18 protein-coding genes, 1 pseudogene and 1 riboswitch are annotated in these 16941 nt (G+C 65.5%); of the genes and pseudogenes, 12 read left to right on the top strand and 7 right to left on the bottom strand.

Annotated elements, in window-relative coordinates; genetic code table 11:
- Positions 1-50 precede the first annotated feature (50 nt).
- Positions 51-1547: an HNH endonuclease signature motif containing protein gene (locus tag IEW02_RS20995; protein WP_188546845.1), complete on the top strand. Its 1497-nt coding sequence runs from the start codon at positions 51-53 to the stop codon at positions 1545-1547.
- A gap of 25 nt (positions 1548-1572) precedes the next feature.
- On the opposite strand, the gene IEW02_RS20990 is transcribed toward IEW02_RS20995, so the two are convergent.
- Complete coding sequence (locus IEW02_RS20990) at positions 1573-2019, bottom strand: MarR family winged helix-turn-helix transcriptional regulator (RefSeq protein ID WP_188546844.1); 447 nt, start codon at positions 2017-2019, stop codon at positions 1573-1575.
- A 64-nt stretch (positions 2020-2083) separates the two neighbouring features.
- Between IEW02_RS20990 and IEW02_RS25435 the strand changes: the two are divergent.
- Together IEW02_RS25435 and IEW02_RS25430 are read left to right on the top strand one after the other, a co-directional pair.
- Positions 2084-2590, top strand: a pseudogene (locus IEW02_RS25435) (alpha/beta fold hydrolase); the annotation flags it as partial.
- 97 nt (positions 2591-2687) lie between these two features.
- Entirely contained in the window at positions 2688-2900 is a 213-nt protein-coding gene (locus IEW02_RS25430; RefSeq protein WP_308933200.1) for a hypothetical protein, read from the top strand.
- A gap of 1 nt (position 2901) precedes the next feature.
- Here IEW02_RS25430 and IEW02_RS20980 read toward each other — a convergent pair whose 3' ends face one another.
- A complete protein-coding gene (locus IEW02_RS20980; RefSeq protein ID WP_308933198.1) occupies positions 2902-4428 on the bottom strand; it encodes a PucR family transcriptional regulator in 1527 nt (508 codons plus the stop codon).
- Between the two features lie 119 nt (positions 4429-4547).
- Between IEW02_RS20980 and pruA the strand changes: the two genes are divergently transcribed.
- Both pruA and IEW02_RS20970 read left to right on the top strand, forming a co-directional pair.
- Positions 4548-6176 (top strand): L-glutamate gamma-semialdehyde dehydrogenase, encoded by a 1629-nt coding sequence (pruA, locus tag IEW02_RS20975; RefSeq protein ID WP_188546842.1) that lies wholly within the window; start codon positions 4548-4550, stop codon positions 6174-6176.
- Positions 6177-6181: 5 nt separating this feature from the next.
- Positions 6182-7120 carry a proline dehydrogenase family protein gene (locus tag IEW02_RS20970; RefSeq protein ID WP_188546841.1) on the top strand — a complete coding sequence of 313 codons (939 nt, stop codon included), beginning with the start codon at positions 6182-6184 and terminating at the stop codon, positions 7118-7120.
- A 286-nt stretch (positions 7121-7406) separates the two neighbouring features.
- Here the strand turns inward: IEW02_RS20970 and IEW02_RS20965 are convergent, their stop codons facing one another.
- Complete coding sequence (locus IEW02_RS20965; RefSeq protein ID WP_188546840.1) at positions 7407-8183, bottom strand: anti-sigma factor; 777 nt, start codon at positions 8181-8183, stop codon at positions 7407-7409.
- A gap of 122 nt (positions 8184-8305) precedes the next feature.
- Positions 8306-8818, bottom strand: a complete 513-nt coding sequence (locus IEW02_RS20960) for an Lrp/AsnC family transcriptional regulator (protein ID WP_188546839.1) — start codon at positions 8816-8818, stop codon at positions 8306-8308.
- Between the two features lie 96 nt (positions 8819-8914).
- Between IEW02_RS20960 and ald the strand changes: the two genes are divergently transcribed.
- From ald to IEW02_RS20940, 4 genes are all read left to right on the top strand, one after another.
- On the top strand, positions 8915-10000 hold the full coding sequence (ald, locus tag IEW02_RS20955; RefSeq protein ID WP_188546838.1) for an alanine dehydrogenase: 1086 nt from the start codon (positions 8915-8917) through the stop codon (positions 9998-10000).
- A gap of 66 nt (positions 10001-10066) precedes the next feature.
- Positions 10067-10723, top strand: coding sequence for a nitroreductase (locus IEW02_RS20950; RefSeq protein WP_188546837.1), 657 nt, complete (start codon positions 10067-10069; stop codon positions 10721-10723).
- Positions 10724-10769: 46 nt separating this feature from the next.
- Positions 10770-11591 (top strand): MerR family transcriptional regulator, encoded by an 822-nt coding sequence (locus tag IEW02_RS20945; RefSeq protein ID WP_268236770.1) that lies wholly within the window; start codon positions 10770-10772, stop codon positions 11589-11591.
- Positions 11579-12298 carry a dienelactone hydrolase family protein gene (locus tag IEW02_RS20940; RefSeq protein ID WP_188546835.1) on the top strand — a complete coding sequence of 240 codons (720 nt, stop codon included), beginning with the start codon at positions 11579-11581 and terminating at the stop codon, positions 12296-12298. The genes IEW02_RS20945 and IEW02_RS20940 overlap by 13 nt, the downstream gene beginning before the upstream one ends.
- Before the next feature lie 5 nt (positions 12299-12303).
- Here the strand turns inward: IEW02_RS20940 and IEW02_RS20935 are convergent, their stop codons facing one another.
- Entirely contained in the window at positions 12304-13188 is an 885-nt protein-coding gene (locus IEW02_RS20935; RefSeq protein WP_188546834.1) for an ABC transporter, read from the bottom strand.
- A 29-nt stretch (positions 13189-13217) separates the two neighbouring features.
- Positions 13218-13532: a DMT family transporter gene (locus IEW02_RS20930; protein WP_188546833.1), complete on the bottom strand. Its 315-nt coding sequence runs from the start codon at positions 13530-13532 to the stop codon at positions 13218-13220.
- Between the two features lie 15 nt (positions 13533-13547).
- Positions 13548-13611, bottom strand: a riboswitch (guanidine-III (ykkC-III) riboswitch).
- A 12-nt stretch (positions 13612-13623) separates the two neighbouring features.
- On the opposite strand from IEW02_RS20930, the gene IEW02_RS20925 reads away from it, so the two are divergent.
- From IEW02_RS20925 to IEW02_RS20915, 3 genes are all read left to right on the top strand, one after another.
- A complete protein-coding gene (locus tag IEW02_RS20925; protein ID WP_229746201.1) occupies positions 13624-14043 on the top strand; it encodes a PPOX class F420-dependent oxidoreductase in 420 nt (139 codons plus the stop codon).
- A 103-nt stretch (positions 14044-14146) separates the two neighbouring features.
- Positions 14147-14875, top strand: a complete 729-nt coding sequence (locus IEW02_RS20920) for a response regulator transcription factor (protein ID WP_188547018.1) — start codon at positions 14147-14149, stop codon at positions 14873-14875.
- 71 nt (positions 14876-14946) lie between these two features.
- Positions 14947-16398 (top strand): sensor histidine kinase, encoded by a 1452-nt coding sequence (locus IEW02_RS20915; RefSeq protein WP_188547017.1) that lies wholly within the window; start codon positions 14947-14949, stop codon positions 16396-16398.
- Here the strand turns inward: IEW02_RS20915 and IEW02_RS20910 are convergent.
- On the bottom strand, positions 16281-16901 hold the full coding sequence (locus IEW02_RS20910) for a LysE/ArgO family amino acid transporter (protein WP_188546832.1): 621 nt from the start codon (positions 16899-16901) through the stop codon (positions 16281-16283). The genes IEW02_RS20915 and IEW02_RS20910 overlap by 118 nt on opposite strands.
- Between the last annotated feature and the right edge of the window lie 40 nt (positions 16902-16941).

Raw genomic sequence — 16941 nt, 5'->3', positions numbered from 1 at the left:
GATCGAACGTATGAGCGAAAATTGTCGGTGGTGGTTGCTACTCTGCGGGCATGGTTTCGGGGGGAACATCGGGTGGGGTCGGCGACGTCGTGTTCGCCGATCTGCTTGCGGCCGTGCAGAAGTCGGTTCAGGCGCTGACCGATGCCCAGTCCTCGATGCTCGCGACGGAGGATCTGCAGCAGGTGTGGGCGAAAGCCGTTCGGCTGGGCCGGGTTCTGGAGGGCGCGTCGAACGGGTGGTTGGCGCAGATCCTCGACACCGGTGGGTTCGTCGGAGTATCGGGATCCACCCCGCACACGATCGGGGCGTGGTTGAACTGCTCCACGCCGGCGGCGTCGAAGCGGATCAAGTCGGCCACGATGCTGGCGCCGCGGACGCTGCCGTCCGGGGAGAAGACCGAGCCGCAGTTCCCGGCGACGGCCGAGGCTGCGGCGGACGGGGCGATCACCGACGAGCACGTGACGATCGTGAGCAAGTTCTTCGCGGACCTGTCCGACGAGGTCGATGTGGAGACGCGCGAGCGTGCGGAGTGGCAGTTGGGGATGTTGGCGCGGGTGACGCGGCCGCGGGAGTTCGGTGTGGCGGCGACGCGGTTGGCGCAGATGATCGACGAGGACGGTACACCGCCGAAGGACCGCAAGGACAAGGAACGTAAGCCCTTCGTCTGGTTCGGGAAGCAGGGCAAGGACGGGCTGACACCGACAAAGGGTCTGCTCGATTCGGAGATGTTGGCAATGGCGCAGGCGTTGGATGCGAAGTACGGCAAGCCCGGGGCGAAGACGGGTGGGGACGTCGAAGACGACAAGAAGTCGGGGTCGAGTGACGACGACGAACTGGATCTTGACCTGGACGCCACCGACACCGATTCCGACGTCGACGCCAACGACGAACCCCCTGCCCGCACCGATCCGCCGCGCTGGGATCTGCGCTCGGCGGGTGAACGCCGCCACGACGCGCTGAAGGTGATCATGAGGTCGTACCTCGCCTCGGGGCGGGCCGGTAAGCACCGCGGGGTGACATGTGCGCCGATCGTGACGATGACTATCGACCAGCTCGAGAAGGCATCCGGGATGGCGCTGACCGCGACCGGGTCGAGCATCCCGGTGCGGGATGCGCTGCGGATGGCGTCGGGTCAGCATGCGTTTCTGTTGCTTCTGGACGAGCACGAGCGGCCGTTGTATCTCGGGCGCACGAAACGTCTGGGGACCGAGGATCAGCGGCTGGTGCTGTATGCGACCGAACGTGGCTGCAGCTTCCCCGGCTGCAGCAAATCAGGAGTGTGGTGCCAGGTCCACCACACCGACGAATGGGTGGTCGACGACGGGATGACCGACATCGACAGTCTCACTCTGGCGTGCGAGGAGCATCACCGCATCGTCGGGCCGGGGGACAACGACTGGGCGACAACGATTGCCGGCCCCGATCACCGATATCCGGGCCGGACTCTGTGGCACCCACCGAAGGCATGGGATCCCACCCGCACCGGTCGGGTCAACCACTTCCATCACCCGGAGGAACTGCTGATCCCACCGGATGAGCAACACTGACAACAAGTCCCGAGGGAGAAGTCTGTCAACTACCGGGTCGACGGATTGCGCCCAGCATGCTGTCGAGGAACCGATCGACGACTTGCTGCTCGGCCGGGGAGAGCCGCTCGATCTCGCTCGATGCAGCTTCCAGCGCGGGTCCGAAGAACTGTGAACCCAGCTCCACTGCACTGGGTGTCACAGTGATCGACACTCGCCGGCGGTCGCGCGAATCACGTTCTCGCCGGACGTGTCCCGCGGCGACGAGCCTGTCCACGAGTGCGGTCACGGAGGCGGATTCCAGCCTCAATTGCTTACCGAGGTAACCCGGTGTCGCGGCAACGCCGGCCCGTCGTGCGTCCAGAAGGCAGATCAACGCCCGAACGTCGGTGGGGTGCAAGCCGTTCTTCCGCGCGAACTCGGCGCCGAGCGAGTTCAGATCGACCGTCAGCGCGCGTAGCTTGTGCACCAGCACATGGGGGTCGTCTGCCATACCCGGAAAGTATCACGTTGATCTATTATCTCGATGAACGAGATAATAGGAGGTAGCAGTGTCCATGGAGGAGTTTCTCCGCGCCTACGACCGTGTGCTGGCGAAGTGGCCCGTACCGGTGGATCAGGTCGACATCGAGTCTCTTTATGGGACAACGCGAATCAACGTGTGTGGGTCGGGTCCGCCACTTCTCCTCCTTCCCGGCGGTGGCGCAACTGCCGCTGTTTGGTTCGCCAACGTCGGCGCGTTGAGTCGAACGCACAGGGTGTTCGCTGTCGATCCGATCGGTCAGCCGGGCCGGAGCGTCGCCGGATCCGCCCCGATACGAGGCGTCGACGCCCTGATGTCATGGCTCGGTTCCGTGCTCGATGGCCTCGGTCTCGATACGGTCGACATGATGGGCCATTCCTACGGCGCCATGATCGCGCTCGCATTCACTCTGCAGTCGCCAGTGAGGGTGCGTAATCTCGTTCTCTTGGATCCGAATTCGTGCTTCGCCGGGATGAATCCGTCCTACCTCGCCCGCGCAGTCCCGTTGCTGCTGCGCCCGACCTACCGGCGCCAACGCGCATTGATCGACTGGGAGACCCGCGGCGCGACACTCGACGAGGACTGGGTACATCTGCTCGGTCTAGGCGCAGCGGATTTCTCGTCCAGGAAGACCGTGGGTGCCGCGGAGGCCGAAGGCGCGGGCTCTGCGGTCCCTGGAGAACGTCACCGTCATCCTCGCTGCGAACAGCAAGGTGCACAACGCAACACGGGTGGCACGGAAGGTCCCCGCGAACATGACGACCCATGTGGTCCCGAACTGCACCCACCACACCATGCCGATGTACCCGTCGGACGAGATCGATCGGCTCGTCCTCAGTGCGCTCGAGTGACTCATCGCGCCAGCACCGCCAGCTGCACTGCGGTCAACAACCGGGCCGCTGGATCCGACAGATCGATACCGGTGATCTTCTGCACGCGTCGGATCCGGTAACGCAACGTGTTCGGATGGATCTGCAGCGTGTCCGCAGCGGCGCGCACGTCACCGAGCGCATCCAGGTACGCCTCGACGCTCCGGCGCATCTCGGACGAGTTCTTCGCGTCGTAGGCCACCAGGGCGTCCAGACGCGGATCGTGCAGATCGTCGCGGGACGCGACGAGGTCGAGGATCTCGCCGAGGAGGACGGTTGTGCGGGAGTCCGCGAGTGTCGTGACGCGCTCGGTCGTCGTTCCGTCGAGCACCCTGTCCACTTCGGCGCGGGCGGCTGCGACCGCCGTCAGATCGGCAACCGGTGACGCCACGGCGGCCCGGAGGACCACGCCGGATCTGCTCTCGATGCCGCTCACCAAGCCGCGAACCCACGAGGACACCGCGTCGGGCGAGTGGATAGTCGGAATCAGGAGATAGATTCGGGGACCGATGGTCGTGACGAGGGACTCCCGGTGAAACGAGCTCGCGCGCAGACGAATCGAGGCGGCAAGTGGCGCGTCCGCGTGATCGAAACCCACGACGGCTGCCGGGCCGGACGTCGGAAGGGACAGCGATGCGGCGAGGGACGGCACGTCGACGCTCCCTCCTTCCGCTCCCAGGAGTCGCTGAATCTGCAACGCTTCGTTGCTCGGCGCGTCGCGAATGCGGGTGATGAGCCGTGCGGCAACCGCGGTGGCGCCGTGCAGAACTGCGGTCGCGTCGTCGGCGATGGGTTTCTGCCCCTCCTGAATCCAGATCGTCCCCAGCATGCGCACCGAACCGTCTGCGCTGCTTCGGATTCCGGCGACCAGTCGCCGCCTGATACCCAGCTCGTCGTGTGGGGGCACCTCGATGACGTCATCGGATCGTCGAAGCGAGTCGTACACACCCCATTCGTTCAGACGTCTCAAATAGTCCGCGGGCCCCTCCCGTCCGAGAATCGACAGGGTGCGCAGTTCGTCGGCCGCCTCGTCGGACGCCGAATACGCCAGCACGTGCGAATGCTCGTCCTCGATGCTGACCATGCCCTTGGTCAAGGTGGCTACGGTGTGCGCCAGCCCGAACAGGTCCGTGTCGGGTTCAGGCGTGTCGGAGCTGTCGAGTACGCGCCGAATCATCGGAAGCAGACGGTCCCACCGTGCCTGCGCGTGGACGCCGACGATTGCGACTCCCGCGGCGCCGGCGGCCTGTCGTAGCGGTTCCGACACCGACTTGATCATTACCGCTTGCGGGCGTTGCCCGAGGGTGCCCGTCAGCCACGCTGCCGCGACGTCGGCGCGTACACCGACCAACAGGCAGAGATGGGCGGTGGCGGCACCGGCCGCCAGATCGTCGGAGTCGACCAGGGTCACCGACTCGATCCGAGCCGTCAGGTCGACCGGCGGAACCACCAACTCGACGAACGCGCTGGTGAGAGCCGTCAGCAGCACGTTCAGGGTTGTTCCGTTCACCGCACCCCCTTGGCCGATCGGACCAATAGATAGGCGAATGTTCGTCTGATTGGAACAATACATCTCGGATGCCGGGGTCCAGGCTGAAACCAATCGCACCCAGACCCGGAGGTTTCGCCATGGACGCCATCACAGAAGTTCCCGCTCCCGTCAACGAGACCGTGCACGACTACGCGCCGAACAGTCCGGAGCGTGCTCGTCTCGTCACCCAACTCGACCGCCTCGCCGCGAATCCGACCGAGATCAAGCAGGTCATCGGCGGCGTTCACCGCGTCGCAAACGGAACCGCGGAAGAGGTGGTGCAGCCGCACCGGCATTCGTCGGTGATCGGCACCTTCACCAATGCGAACCACCAGGACGTCCAGGACGCCATCGACGCCGCCGCGGCAGCAGCCCCGGCGTGGCGTGATCTGTCGTTCGACGACCGCGCTGCCGTGTTCCTTCGTGCGGCCGATCTGCTTGCCGGACCGTGGCGCGAAACCATCGCGGCCGCAACGATGTTGGGTCAGTCCAAGACCGCGTACCAAGCCGAGATCGATTCACCCTGCGAACTGATCGACTTCTGGCGCTTCAACGTCTCTTTCGCCCGGCAGATTCTCGCGGACCAGCCCGTCTCGTCTCCCGGGGTGTGGAACCGCGTCGAGTACCGGCCCCTCGAGGGATTCGTCTACGCGATCACGCCGTTCAACTTCACCGCGATCGCCGGCAACCTGCCGACCGCGCCCGCGTTGATGGGCAACACCGTGCTGTGGAAGCCGTCGCCCACGCAGGCGGTGGCCGCGTACCTGACGCTCCAACTACTCGAAGCAGCCGGACTGCCCGCCGGTGTGATCAACCTCGTCCTGGGAGACGGACCGACCGTATCGGAAGTGGCACTGAAGGATCCGCGCCTGGCGGGCATCCATTTCACCGGTTCCACCGCGACGTTCCAGCGTCTGTGGCGTGAGGTCGGCGAGAACATCTCCAACTACCACTCGTACCCGCGACTGGTGGGGGAGACCGGTGGCAAGGACTTCGTCGTCGCGCACAGTTCGGCCGATCCCGACGTGCTGACCACCGCCCTGATCCGCGGAGCCTTCGATTACCAGGGTCAGAAATGTTCGGCCGCGTCTCGTGCGTTCGTGCCGAAGTCGGTCTGGGCGAAGATGGGGGACACGTTCGTGGACACGGTGTCGTCCTTGAAGTACGGCGACGTCACCGACTTCACCAACTTCGGCGGAGCCGTGATCGACCGGAAAGCGTTCGATCGCAACGCTGCTGCGTTGGACCGGGCCAAGAACACCGCCAGTCTCACTATCGCCGCGGGCGGAACGTGCGACGACACCGACGGATACTTCGTCGATCCGACGGTCCTTCTCGGCGACGATCCGACCGACGACGCTTTTCACACCGAGTACTTCGGACCCATTCTCGCCGTGCATGTCTACGACGACTCGAAGTATGCAGAGACGTTGGCGCGCATCGACTCCGGATCCAAGTACGCACTCACGGGTGCGGTGATCGCCACAGACCGACTCGCCGTCGAACAGGCCAACACGGCCCTGCGCTTCGCGGCCGGCAACTTCTACATCAACGACAAGCCGACCGGAGCCGTCGTCGGACAGCAACCGTTCGGCGGAGCCCGCGCATCGGGCACCAACGACAAGGCCGGGTCGCCGCAGAATCTTCTGCGCTGGGCGTCGGCGCGCACCGTCAAGGAAACGTTCGTCGCCGCGACGGACCACCGCTACCCGCACCAGGAGGCCTGATCATCATGGCACTCAACATCGTTCGGCCGGCGTTGCTTGCTGCGGCGAGGTCACCGAAGCTCGAAGGTCTCGTCGGAAAATCCAGGGTAACCAAGAAGCTGGTCGACCGGTTCGTACCCGGCAGCAGCGAAACGGCGGTGGTCGACGCCGCTCGGGCGCTGCTCGAGTCCGGCCGCAGCGTCAGCATCGACTACCTGGGCGAGGACACCACCGACGAAGCAACCGCGACGGTCACAGTCGACGCCTATCTGTCCTTGATCCGCGCGTACACGGGACTGACCGTGGCTAGACCGCACTCGCTCGAGGTGTCGATCAAGCTGTCGGCTCTCGGCCAGTCGCTGCCGGGCGACGGCAACGCCGTTGCGCTGCAGAACGCGCACAAGATCTGCTCGGCCGCAGACGCGGCGGGCGTCTGGGTCACCGTCGACGCGGAGGATCACACGACCACCGACAGGACCCTCGCCGTCGTTCGGGAGTTGCGCAAGGACTTCCCCTCCGTCGGGACGGTCCTGCAGGCGTACCTGAAACGGACTGAGGCCGACTGCCGAGAATTCGCCGGGCCCGGTTCGCGGATTCGCCTGTGCAAGGGTGCCTATCAGGAACCTGCCACCGTCGCGTTCCAGTCCAAGGACGACGTGGACGCGTCGTACCTGCGTTGTCTGACGGTGCTGATGGAGGGCGACGGCTACCCGATGGTGGCATCGCACGACCCGCAGATGATTGCCGCCGCAACGTCTCTCGGCGCTGACCGCGCCGCCCCGTTCGAGTTTCAGATGTTGTACGGCATCCGGGACGGCGAGCAGGTCAGGTTGGCCACCGAAGGTCATCGAGTCCGGGTGTACACCCCGTACGGCGATCAGTGGTACGGCTACTTCATGCGCCGATTGGCGGAACGGCCGGCGAATCTGACGTTCTTCCTGCGGTCACTGGTCTCTCGGAGCTGACGCGCGACCGTCGAAGCTCGCATCGCGACACTGGTCGCCGAGTTCCGGTGTGAATCGGGTGTCACCGCACGTCCGGCATCGGTGCGTGCGGTGATGGCCGATGCCGCAGGAGCACGCCCGAGCGCCGACCAGAACGGTGTTCGCGCCCAGTCGATGACCGTTGCGGCAGGTGCTCGGCGACTCCTCGGCCCACAGGCCGTTCGCCATGAGGTGGAGTCGCCGAGGCCGGATCACCGACTTATCGTAGCGCGTATTCGAACATGTGTTCGACCGATCTACGATCCGATCAGGCTTGCAGCGACACCTGCGCGATAGCAGCCGTGGTGGGCAGTTGAGACCCTCCGGTCGGCTCCACGGTCACCGCGAACGTCGTGGCCGAACCGATGCCGTTCAAGGTGTGGGTCAGTGGGTCACCGGGTCCGATCATGCCGACGGACCGTGAGACACCGTCGACCAACCACAGTTCGTACACCGAACCGTCCGGCGGAGGAGCCATGCCTTCGAAGGTCACCGAGCCGGTGTTCTCGGAGCGCGAGTAGGACACGGTGGCGGTGCCGCCGCCGGTCATGTCGACCGACACGGTCCGCGCATCAGCGGCCTGGACCTGGGTCGGAGCGGCGGAGTCGCCCAGTTGGGTCGTCACCACGGCCCCACCGACACCGACGATCACCACGGCGGCCGCCGCTGCTGCGGCAACGCGCCAGCGGTTTCGCTTCGCGCGGTGGGCGTCGAGAGAGGGAACCGACGGGGGAGACAATTCCTGGTGGGTGGCGTCGACGGCGTCGAGAATCCGCGACCGAAGTTCGACGGGTGCGGCCGTGCCGGTTGCGGAGGACGCAACGGCCATGGTCTCGCGCACGTCACGAACGATGGCGTCGAAGCTGCGCCGGGTGGGTGCACCGGCGTTGTCGACGCGGGTCATCGTCTCGTACAGCTCCGACGCGGACATGGCGTCGAGCGCGCAAATGTACGCCAGCTCCACGAGATCGCGATCGGGAAGGGGATGGACTGTTCCGCCGGAGCGGGGGCCGTTGTCACCCATCGACGTTTCGCCTCCACCCATGTCGTAAGTTCATCAGTCACTTTCAGCTCACGTCACAGGCGAACCCCGCATCGTCAGTGGCCGTTGGTGTTTCCGTACAAGCTGTATTCGGACCGGGTGGTCCATCGGATGGGAGCTCGAAATCAGGTCCGAGAACCGGTCCGAGGTCGGATGTGCTCGAAGATCAGAATCGTCTCCGTCGCGGAGACGGACGGGTGGGCACTGAGGTTCCGCACGACGAAGTCGCGAAGGTGTGCAGAATCGAGCATGGCGACGTGAATCAGGTAGTCGTCGGCCCCGGCGATGAAGTAGATGTTCAGCACCTCGGACAACCCCACGAAGCTTTCGGCGAAGTCGGTCAGGTGCTGACGTGCGTTCGCGTGCAAGCGGACCGCGATCATGGCTTGCAGGTCGTGGCCGAGCGCTGCGGGATCGATGTCCGCGTGGAATCCGCGAATGACGCCTCTTTCTATCAACGAGCGGACGCGGCCCAGACACGTCGACGGCGCAATACCTGCGTATGCCGCAAGTGCGTTGTTGGGGGTCCTTGCGTCTCGAGCGAGCTGCTCGAGTAGCAATCTGTCGACGTCGTCGAGCCGAACATCCTTCGGAGTAGGGCCCTCGGGCACCGGTGTGATCGAAGATTTACGTTCCATTTTCGTAATCTACAGAATTATGTTCCCAGCTGTTCCGCTGATTCCGTCGAAACTTCAGAATTGGAGGTAATCAACCACTGCCGTCGAGGAGATGACATGAAGATCGGTGTTCCCCGCGAAGTCAAGAACCACGAGTACCGGGTCGCCATGACCCCGGCCGGCGTGCACGAGCTGGCGCAGCGCGGCCACGAGGTGATCGTCGAGACGGATGCCGGCGCCGGATCCTCCTTCGACGACGCCGACTACAAAGCGGCCGGCGCTCAGATCGTCGCCACCGCGGACGAGGTCTGGCAGAACGCCGATCTGCTTCTGAAGGTCAAAGAGCCCGTTGCAGAAGAGTATTCGCGACTGAAGAAGAACCAGGTCCTGTTCACCTATCTCCATCTCGCCGCGTCACGCGAGTGCACGGAAGCGCTGCTCGCCTCGGGCACCACCGCGATCGCGTACGAAACCGTCGTCGGCAAGGACGGTGGCTTGCCGCTGCTCGCCCCGATGAGCGAGGTCGCCGGGCGACTTGCCACCCAGGCTGGTGCCTACCACCTGATGCGACAGGGCGGCGGCCGCGGCGTTCTCATGGGCGGCGTGCCCGGCGTCGCACCGGCCAAGGTCGTCGTGATCGGCGCGGGAGTCTCGGGAAAGAATGCGGTCGCCATGGCGCACGGTCTGCACGCCGACGTCACCGTGCTCGATCTGGATGTCGCGAGACTGCGTGAGATCGACGATCAGTACCACGGCCAGGTCAAGACGCTGGTGTCGAATGCGTTCGAGCTCGAGCAGGCCGTCATCGGTGCCGATCTCGTGATCGGCGCTGTTCTCGTGCCCGGTGCGAAGGCCCCGACGCTGGTGTCCAACTCGCTCGTCGCACGCATGAAGCCCGGATCGGTTCTCGTCGACATCGCCATCGATCAAGGTGGCTGCTTCGCAGATTCGCACCCCACTACCCATGCCGATCCCACGTACACCGTCCACGACTCGGTGTTCTACTGCGTCGCTAACATGCCGGGTGCCGTCCCTCGGACGTCGACCTACGCGCTGACGAACGCCACGCTCCCGTACGTCGTCGCACTGGCCGACCGCGGCTGGGAAGCGGCGTGCGAGACGATGCCTGGCCTGAAGGCGGGCCTGAGCGTGCACGATGGCCAGTTGCTGTCCGAGACGGTAGCGGTCGCACTCGGGATGTAGCGGCTGCGGCCTCCGGCCTTCCCGCTACATCCGGCCGGCCTCCGGCCTTCCCGCTACCGTGCAGGTATGACGCTCGAAGCCTTGCTGAACCACCGCTACAGCTGCCGCGCCTACCAGGACCGGCAGGTGGATCGGGCGGACATCGAGGCGATGCTTCGGCTCGCCCAGCGCACGCCCTCGTGGTGCAACTCGCAGCCGTGGCAGGTCGTCGTGACCAGCGGGGAGACCACGACGGCGTTGGCGAAGGCCCTGTCCGAGGCGGCGGCGTCGGGACGAATGGGGTCCGACATTCCGGGGCCGGAGGAGTACCGCGGCGTCTACCAAGACCGCCGCCGCGGAGCGGGGTTTGCGCTCTACGACAGCGTCGGGATCGACCGGAAGGATCACGCCCGTCGCGCAGAGCACATGGCCGAGAACTTCACGTTCTTCGGTGCCCCGCACACCGCGATCATCACCACGGACAAGTATCTGGGCACCTACGGCGCCGTCGATTGCGGCGGTTACGTCTCGACGCTGGTACTGGCAGCGCAGGAACTGGGCATCGCCACCATCCCGCAGGCGGCAATCGCCATGGTGTCGGAGACGGTCCGGGAGTTCTTCGGCATGCCCGACGACCGGCTGGTGGTGTGCGCGGTGTCGTTCGGGTACGCCGACGAGGATGCGCCGATCAACTCGTTCCGGACGGATCGTGCGGCGCTGGACGAGGCGGTCACGTTCGCTTGACTCTGACACAGTGTGAGGCTCTACAACTGAGGTCGTCACGTTCACCATCGGAGATTTCGCCAGGGCAGGCCGAGTGTCGGTGCGTATGTTGCGCCACTACGACAGCATCGGTCTACTCCGGCCCGCCAAGGTCGACGGCAGCAGTGGATATCGCTACTACGATGTCGCACAGTTCAATCGGCTGAACCGTCTCGTTGCGCTGAAGGATCTGGGCTTCACTCTGCAGGACGTCGCCGTCATGATCGACGACGACGCCGACACCGCTCGACTTCGTGAGATGTTGTCCTCGCGTCGTGCGGACCTGCGGAGTCGGATCGAGGCGGACAGAGCGGCACTGGCGAGCGTCCAGGCGAGACTGCGGGCCATCGAAAGCGAGACCGTCATGTCCGACATCACCGTCGTCACCGTTCCGTCCATCCGCGTCGCACAACTGAGCGCAGTTGCCGACAGCTGGGAACCGGCGTCCATCGCGCCAGTGGTGCAGCCGCTGTGCGGACGACTAGGAGAGGTGCTCCGCGCCGCCGGGGTGACTCCGACGGGCGAGCTGCTCGTTCACTACGCACCGACCGACGACGAGCGCGTTCAGGTGTTCGCTGCCATCCCCGTCGCGGTCGATCCGAACTCCAACGACGACTTCGACGTGGTGGACCTGCCGGCAGTCACCGTCGCGTCTGCTGTTCACCACGGATCGATGGACGACGTTCTACCCCTCTACCAGGAGATCGACCGCTGGATCTCGGACAATGGACACAGTTCGCTCTCGTTGGGCCGGGAGGTGTACCGGTACTACGGCGCAGGTGATCCGTCGTCGTGGGTCACCGAGATTCAGGTGCCTCTGAGCGCTAGTGTCGAAGCATGGCCGACATAAAGCTTCCCACCGCTTCCGACACCATCGATGCAGTTCTCGAGGTGCCGACGGGAGAAGGACCTTGGCCCGGCGTGGTCATCGTGCACGACGCCTTCGGTCTGACCGACGACGACCAGAACATCGCTCGACGGTTCGCCGACCAGGGGTACGTGACCATGGTGCCGAATCTGTACGCACGAGGCGGTTTTGCTCGCTGCGTCACCCGTGTGTTCCGGGAGATGCTGGGGCGCCAGGGTCGTTCGGTCGACGACCTTCTTGCCGCTCGCGACGCCTTGGCCGCGCGCGACGACACCACCGGGACCGTCGGCATCGTGGGCTTCTGCATGGGCGGTGGGTTCGCGCTTGCGCTGGCGCCCAAGGGGTTCGGAGTGAGCGCACCGTTCTACGGACAGCTGCCGAAGGACATGGAGACGGCGCTCACCGCGTCGTGTCCCGTTGTCGCGAGCTTCGGCAAGAAGGATCCAAGTTTGCGGGGTGCGGGACCGAAGCTCGAAAAAGTGTTGCAGGACAAGGGTATCGAGCATGACGTCAAGACGTACGAGGGCGCGGGTCACGGCTTCGCGAATCAGTTCAAGCCGGGCATCGGCGCGACGTTGCTCCGCGTCGCAGGCTTCGGGTACCACCACGATCAGGCGGAGGACGCGTTCGCGCGGGTGTTCGCGTTCTTCGGCGAGCACCTGAAGAACGGCGAGCACCCGACGAAGTAGTCGCGCTACCGCAAGGCGGCCGGCGGCCGGCTCTTGACCCACCGGTTCGGGAGTCGGCCGACCAGCTCGCCCAACGGATTGACCGCTGCGGCAAGCATTTCCGCGGTGTCCTGCAGGATGTCGATGCTCACGCTCATCTTCTGCAGGTTCGGCGCCAGAGAACTCAGCGTCGTCGCGAGGTTCGACAGCTGATCCAGCGGACCGTCCTTCGCGACGAGTCGTTCGATCGCGCCGCCCTCGGCCAGCAGCGTCTCGAGCAGCCCGCCCTGCCTGGTCATCAGTTCGATGGGTCCGTCGTCGGCCGTGAGGCGTTCGAGCAAGCCGTCGTCCGCTGTCATGCGATCGAACAAGCCGCCGTCCGCGGTCAGTCGTTCGACGGGTCCGTCGGCGGCGATCATGCGATCCAGCAGTCCGCCCTGTGCAGTCAGACGCTCGAGTGGTCCGTCGTCGGCGATCATGCGGTCGAGCAATCCGCCCTCCGCGAGCAGGCGTTCGAGCGGCCCGTTCTCCGACGTCACGCGGTCCAACGGGCCGCCGGGCGCCAGGATGCGTTCGAGCGGACCACCGTCCTCCAGCAGTCGGTCGAGGGTGCCACCCTGCGTGGTGAGTCGATCGACGGCACCGCCCGGTTCGAGCAACCTGTCGAGTGGACCACCTGCGCGGAGCGCATGCCCGAACGCGCGGTCGTCGGACGTGAGCTCGGACAGCTGGCTGAGCAACCCGAGCGGCCCGCGCGGGCCGGCCAGAGCTGCAGCGTTCATGGATCCCGTCGCCCCCGCGGCCAGCGCCATTCGGGTGGTGGAGACCGCGACCTCGGCGAAGCCGACCGCGGATTCGGCGACGGCCAGACCGGCGCGTACTGGCATTGTGACGGCGGACACCCAGTTCATGGAAGTTACTGTAACCGGCCGTTCGAGCCCTAGTGCAATACCTTCAGCCCAACCACGCACCCGACGATCCCGACCAGCAGCAGCACCTTCGCGACGGATGCGCTCTCCGCGCCCGTGACCATTGCGTACGTGACGGTGAGCGCGGCACCGATGCCGACCCAGACCGCATAGGCGGTGCCGGTGGGCAAGGTACGCATCGCGAAGGCAAGGCCGCCCATACTGGCCACCAGTGCGACCGCGAACACGATCGTGGCGACGGGTTTGGTGAACCCCTCGGCGCGGCCCAACGCGGTGGCCCAAACTGCTTCGAGCACACCGGAAACGACAAGAATGATCCAAGCCATGACGTACGACTCTCCCTGGCACCGTCTTGTCGCTGGCCGGGTACGGTGCGCTCGTCCGGGTTGTCTGCGTCGACGGGATCGACGGTAGCAAATGGCTGCAGCGTCTACCGTCGTGGAGATGGAACTCACCGCAGATCTGCTGGCCCTGCTCCGTCGGCCGAGCCTGTGCTACGTCGCGACCACGATGCCGGACGGCTCGCCACAGCTCACTCAGACGTGGGTCGACACCGATGGAACCGACATCGTCGTCAACACCGTCGCGGGATATCAAAAGCTGCGGAACCTGGCGCGGGATCCGCGATTGGCCCTCACCGTGTGCGACCCCGAAAATCCGTCCCGCTACTTCGAGGTCCGCGGCACCGTGATCGGGACCACCACGGATGGGGGAGTGGAACACATCGAGGAGCTCGCGCAGCGATACCTCGGAGGTCCCTACCCGTGGTACGGAGGCCGCGACCAGACGCGCGTCAAGGTCACGATTCGGGCCGACAAGATAAATTCGATGGGATGACGGTGATTCGGTCCGGTGGTGGGGGACTCACAGCGACCTCACAGCTACAGCGCAGACTTCCGACAGCGGAGTGTCCGACTATTCAGAGGTGACTTCCCAGACCGTGTCTCTTAGCCACCAGAACAAGACCGCCGACTCCGCCTCGGAGGCTCGCGTCCTCGTCGTCGACGACGAGCCGACGATCGTGGAGTTGTTGTCGGTCAGTCTGCGCTTTCAGGGATTCGAAGTGCAGACCGCGGCAAACGGCCCTGCGGCCCTGGACAGGGCGCGGACGTTCAAACCCGAGGCGCTGATCCTCGACGTCATGATGCCGGGAATGGACGGATTCGGACTCCTCCGCCGCTTGCGCGCGGACGGAATCGACGCACCTGCCCTCTTTCTCACTGCGCGTGACTCGGTGGAGGACAAGGTGACCGGCCTGACGCTCGGGGCGGACGACTACGTGACCAAACCGTTCAGCCTCGAAGAGGTCGTCGCTCGGCTCCGCGTCATCCTGCGTCGCTCCGGTCGGGGTTCGGAGACAGCACCATCACGAATGAAGTTCGCGGACATCGAACTAGACGACGACACGCACGAGGTGTGGAAGGCCGGCGAACCGGTCGCGTTGTCGCCCACCGAATTCACGCTCCTGCGGTACTTCATGGTGAACGCCGGAACCGTTCTGAGCAAGCCTCGGATCCTCGATCACGTATGGCACTACGACTTCGGCGGTGAGGTGGGCGTGGTGGAATCGTATGTGTCCTACCTCCGGCGCAAGGTCGACACGGGTGACGTCCGTCTGATCCACACCCTGCGCGGCGTCGGGTACGTCATGCGGGAGCCGCGCCGGTGACCGTACGCCAACGAGTACGCAACGTGCCCTTGAGGATCACCCTCGTCGGCGCGTTGCTTCTGCTGGTGGCGATGGGGCTGCTGGCGTCCGGTGTGGCTGTGACGTCCGCGCTCGAGCGAACACTGATCAGCAAGGTCGACGAACAACTCATGGGCGCCTCGATGGGGTGGGCCCAGCCCAAGCGGGAGTTCTCGGGTCAGGTTCCGGTCGACGCGCCGAATCCGCAACGGCCACCGTCGGATTTCTTCGTCCGGTCCGTTGCGACGGACGGGACAGTTCGTACGCCGATCAACGACGCCGGCGACGAGGAACCCGACCTGTCGGCGGGCCTGACGTCGACTCCGAAGACCGTCGGATCACGCGACGGCTCCGAGGTCGAATGGCGCGCGGTCACGGTCACCAACAGCCAGGGATCCACCACTGTCGCAATACAGTTGACGCAGTCGAAGGACATCGTCAACCGGTTGATCGTGCTGCAGACCATCATCGGTGCGGCCGTTCTCCTCGCTCTGGCCGTGCTGGCGTATTTCGTCGTACGCCGCAGTTTGCGGCCTCTACGGGAAGTGGAAGTCACGGCCGCGGCCATCGCGGCGGGCGACCTGCATCGACGGGTCCCGGAGTGGAACGACAAGACCGAGGTGGGTCGACTGTCGTTGGCGCTCAACGGGATGCTCGCGCAGATCCAGCACGCGTTCGCCGCGACGGCAGCGTCGGAGACTGCAGCTCGACAGTCCGAGGATCGAATGCGGCGCTTCGTCGGCGACGCGTCACACGAACTACGGACCCCGCTGACGACGATTCGCGGGATGTCCGAGCTCTACCGGCAGGGCGCGACGACCGACGTCGGGTTCCTCATGTCGCGCATCGAAAGCGAGGCGTCGCGCATGGGTCTGCTCGTCGAGGACTTGCTGATGCTTGCGCGCCTCGACGCCCAGCGCCCGCTCGAGGAGAACGAGGTCGACCTCCTGCGTATCGCGGCCGACGCGGTGCACGACGCGAAAGCTGTTGCGCCCGAACGGTCGATCGATCTCGAAGTGCTCGACGGATCGGGCGTACCGGAGGTCGTGGGAGACGACGCTCGCCTGCGCCAGGTCGTCGGCAACCTGGTGAGCAACGCGCTGCGCCACACCCCGGCGTCCGCGTCGATCACGGTGGCGGTGGGAACCGTGGGGGATCGGGCCGTGCTCGAAGTGCGTGACACCGGCCCGGGTCTGGCTCCGGACGATGCGGAGCGGGTGTTCGAACGGTTCTACCGGACCGACGATTCCCGCACCCGAGAGAGTGGCGGCAGCGGACTGGGTCTATCCATCGTCGCCGCCTTGGTGTCGGCGCATCGCGGTCGGGTCAGCGTGAACAGTGCACCCGGTGATGGTGCGACGTTCCGCATCGAACTTCCGCTGTCGGGTCAGAGGTCGGCGACGAGCGAGATGGCCAGCGCCAACATGACGACACCGATCAGCACGTCCAGTACCCGCCAAGCAGACGGCCGTGCGAACAGCGGCGCGAGCAGTCGCGAACCGTAGCCGAGGCCGGTGAACCAGACGATGCTGCCGAGCGCGGCGCCGGCCGCGAACCACCAGCGGAGGTCGCCGCCCTGCTGATTGCCGATGGAGCCGAGGAACACGACGGTGTCCAGGTAGACATGCGGATTCAGCCAGGTGAGAGCGAGGCAGGTGGCGACCGCCGCTGCGAGCGACCCCGTGCCGGCACCGGCGACGGACAACGCCGCGGGCTTGCGTGCCCGGTTCAACGCCATCAGGCCGTAGCAGAGCAGGAACACAGCACCCCCGATTCGGACGACGGTGAGGGCCGTCGGGAATCGGTCGACGACAGCGCCGACGCCGGCGACTCCCGCGACGATCAGGACGGCGTCGGACAACGCACAGACGGCGACGATGGGGAGGACGTGGGCGCGCTGTAGCCCCTGACGCAGCACGAACGCATTCTGCGCTCCGATGGCCACGATGAGAGAGAGCCCGACGCCGAACCCGATGAGGGTGGACTGGCCGACAGCGACGATGTTCATACCGACGACGCTAGAGACGCACACAGATCCAGTCCAGCTA

The sequence above is a fragment of the Rhodococcoides trifolii genome (genome assembly GCF_014635345.1).
GTDB classification, from domain to species: domain Bacteria; phylum Actinomycetota; class Actinomycetes; order Mycobacteriales; family Mycobacteriaceae; genus Rhodococcoides; species Rhodococcoides trifolii.
The sequence above is the reverse complement of the archived record's forward strand: the minus strand, read 5'-3'. Positions and strand labels throughout refer to the sequence as shown.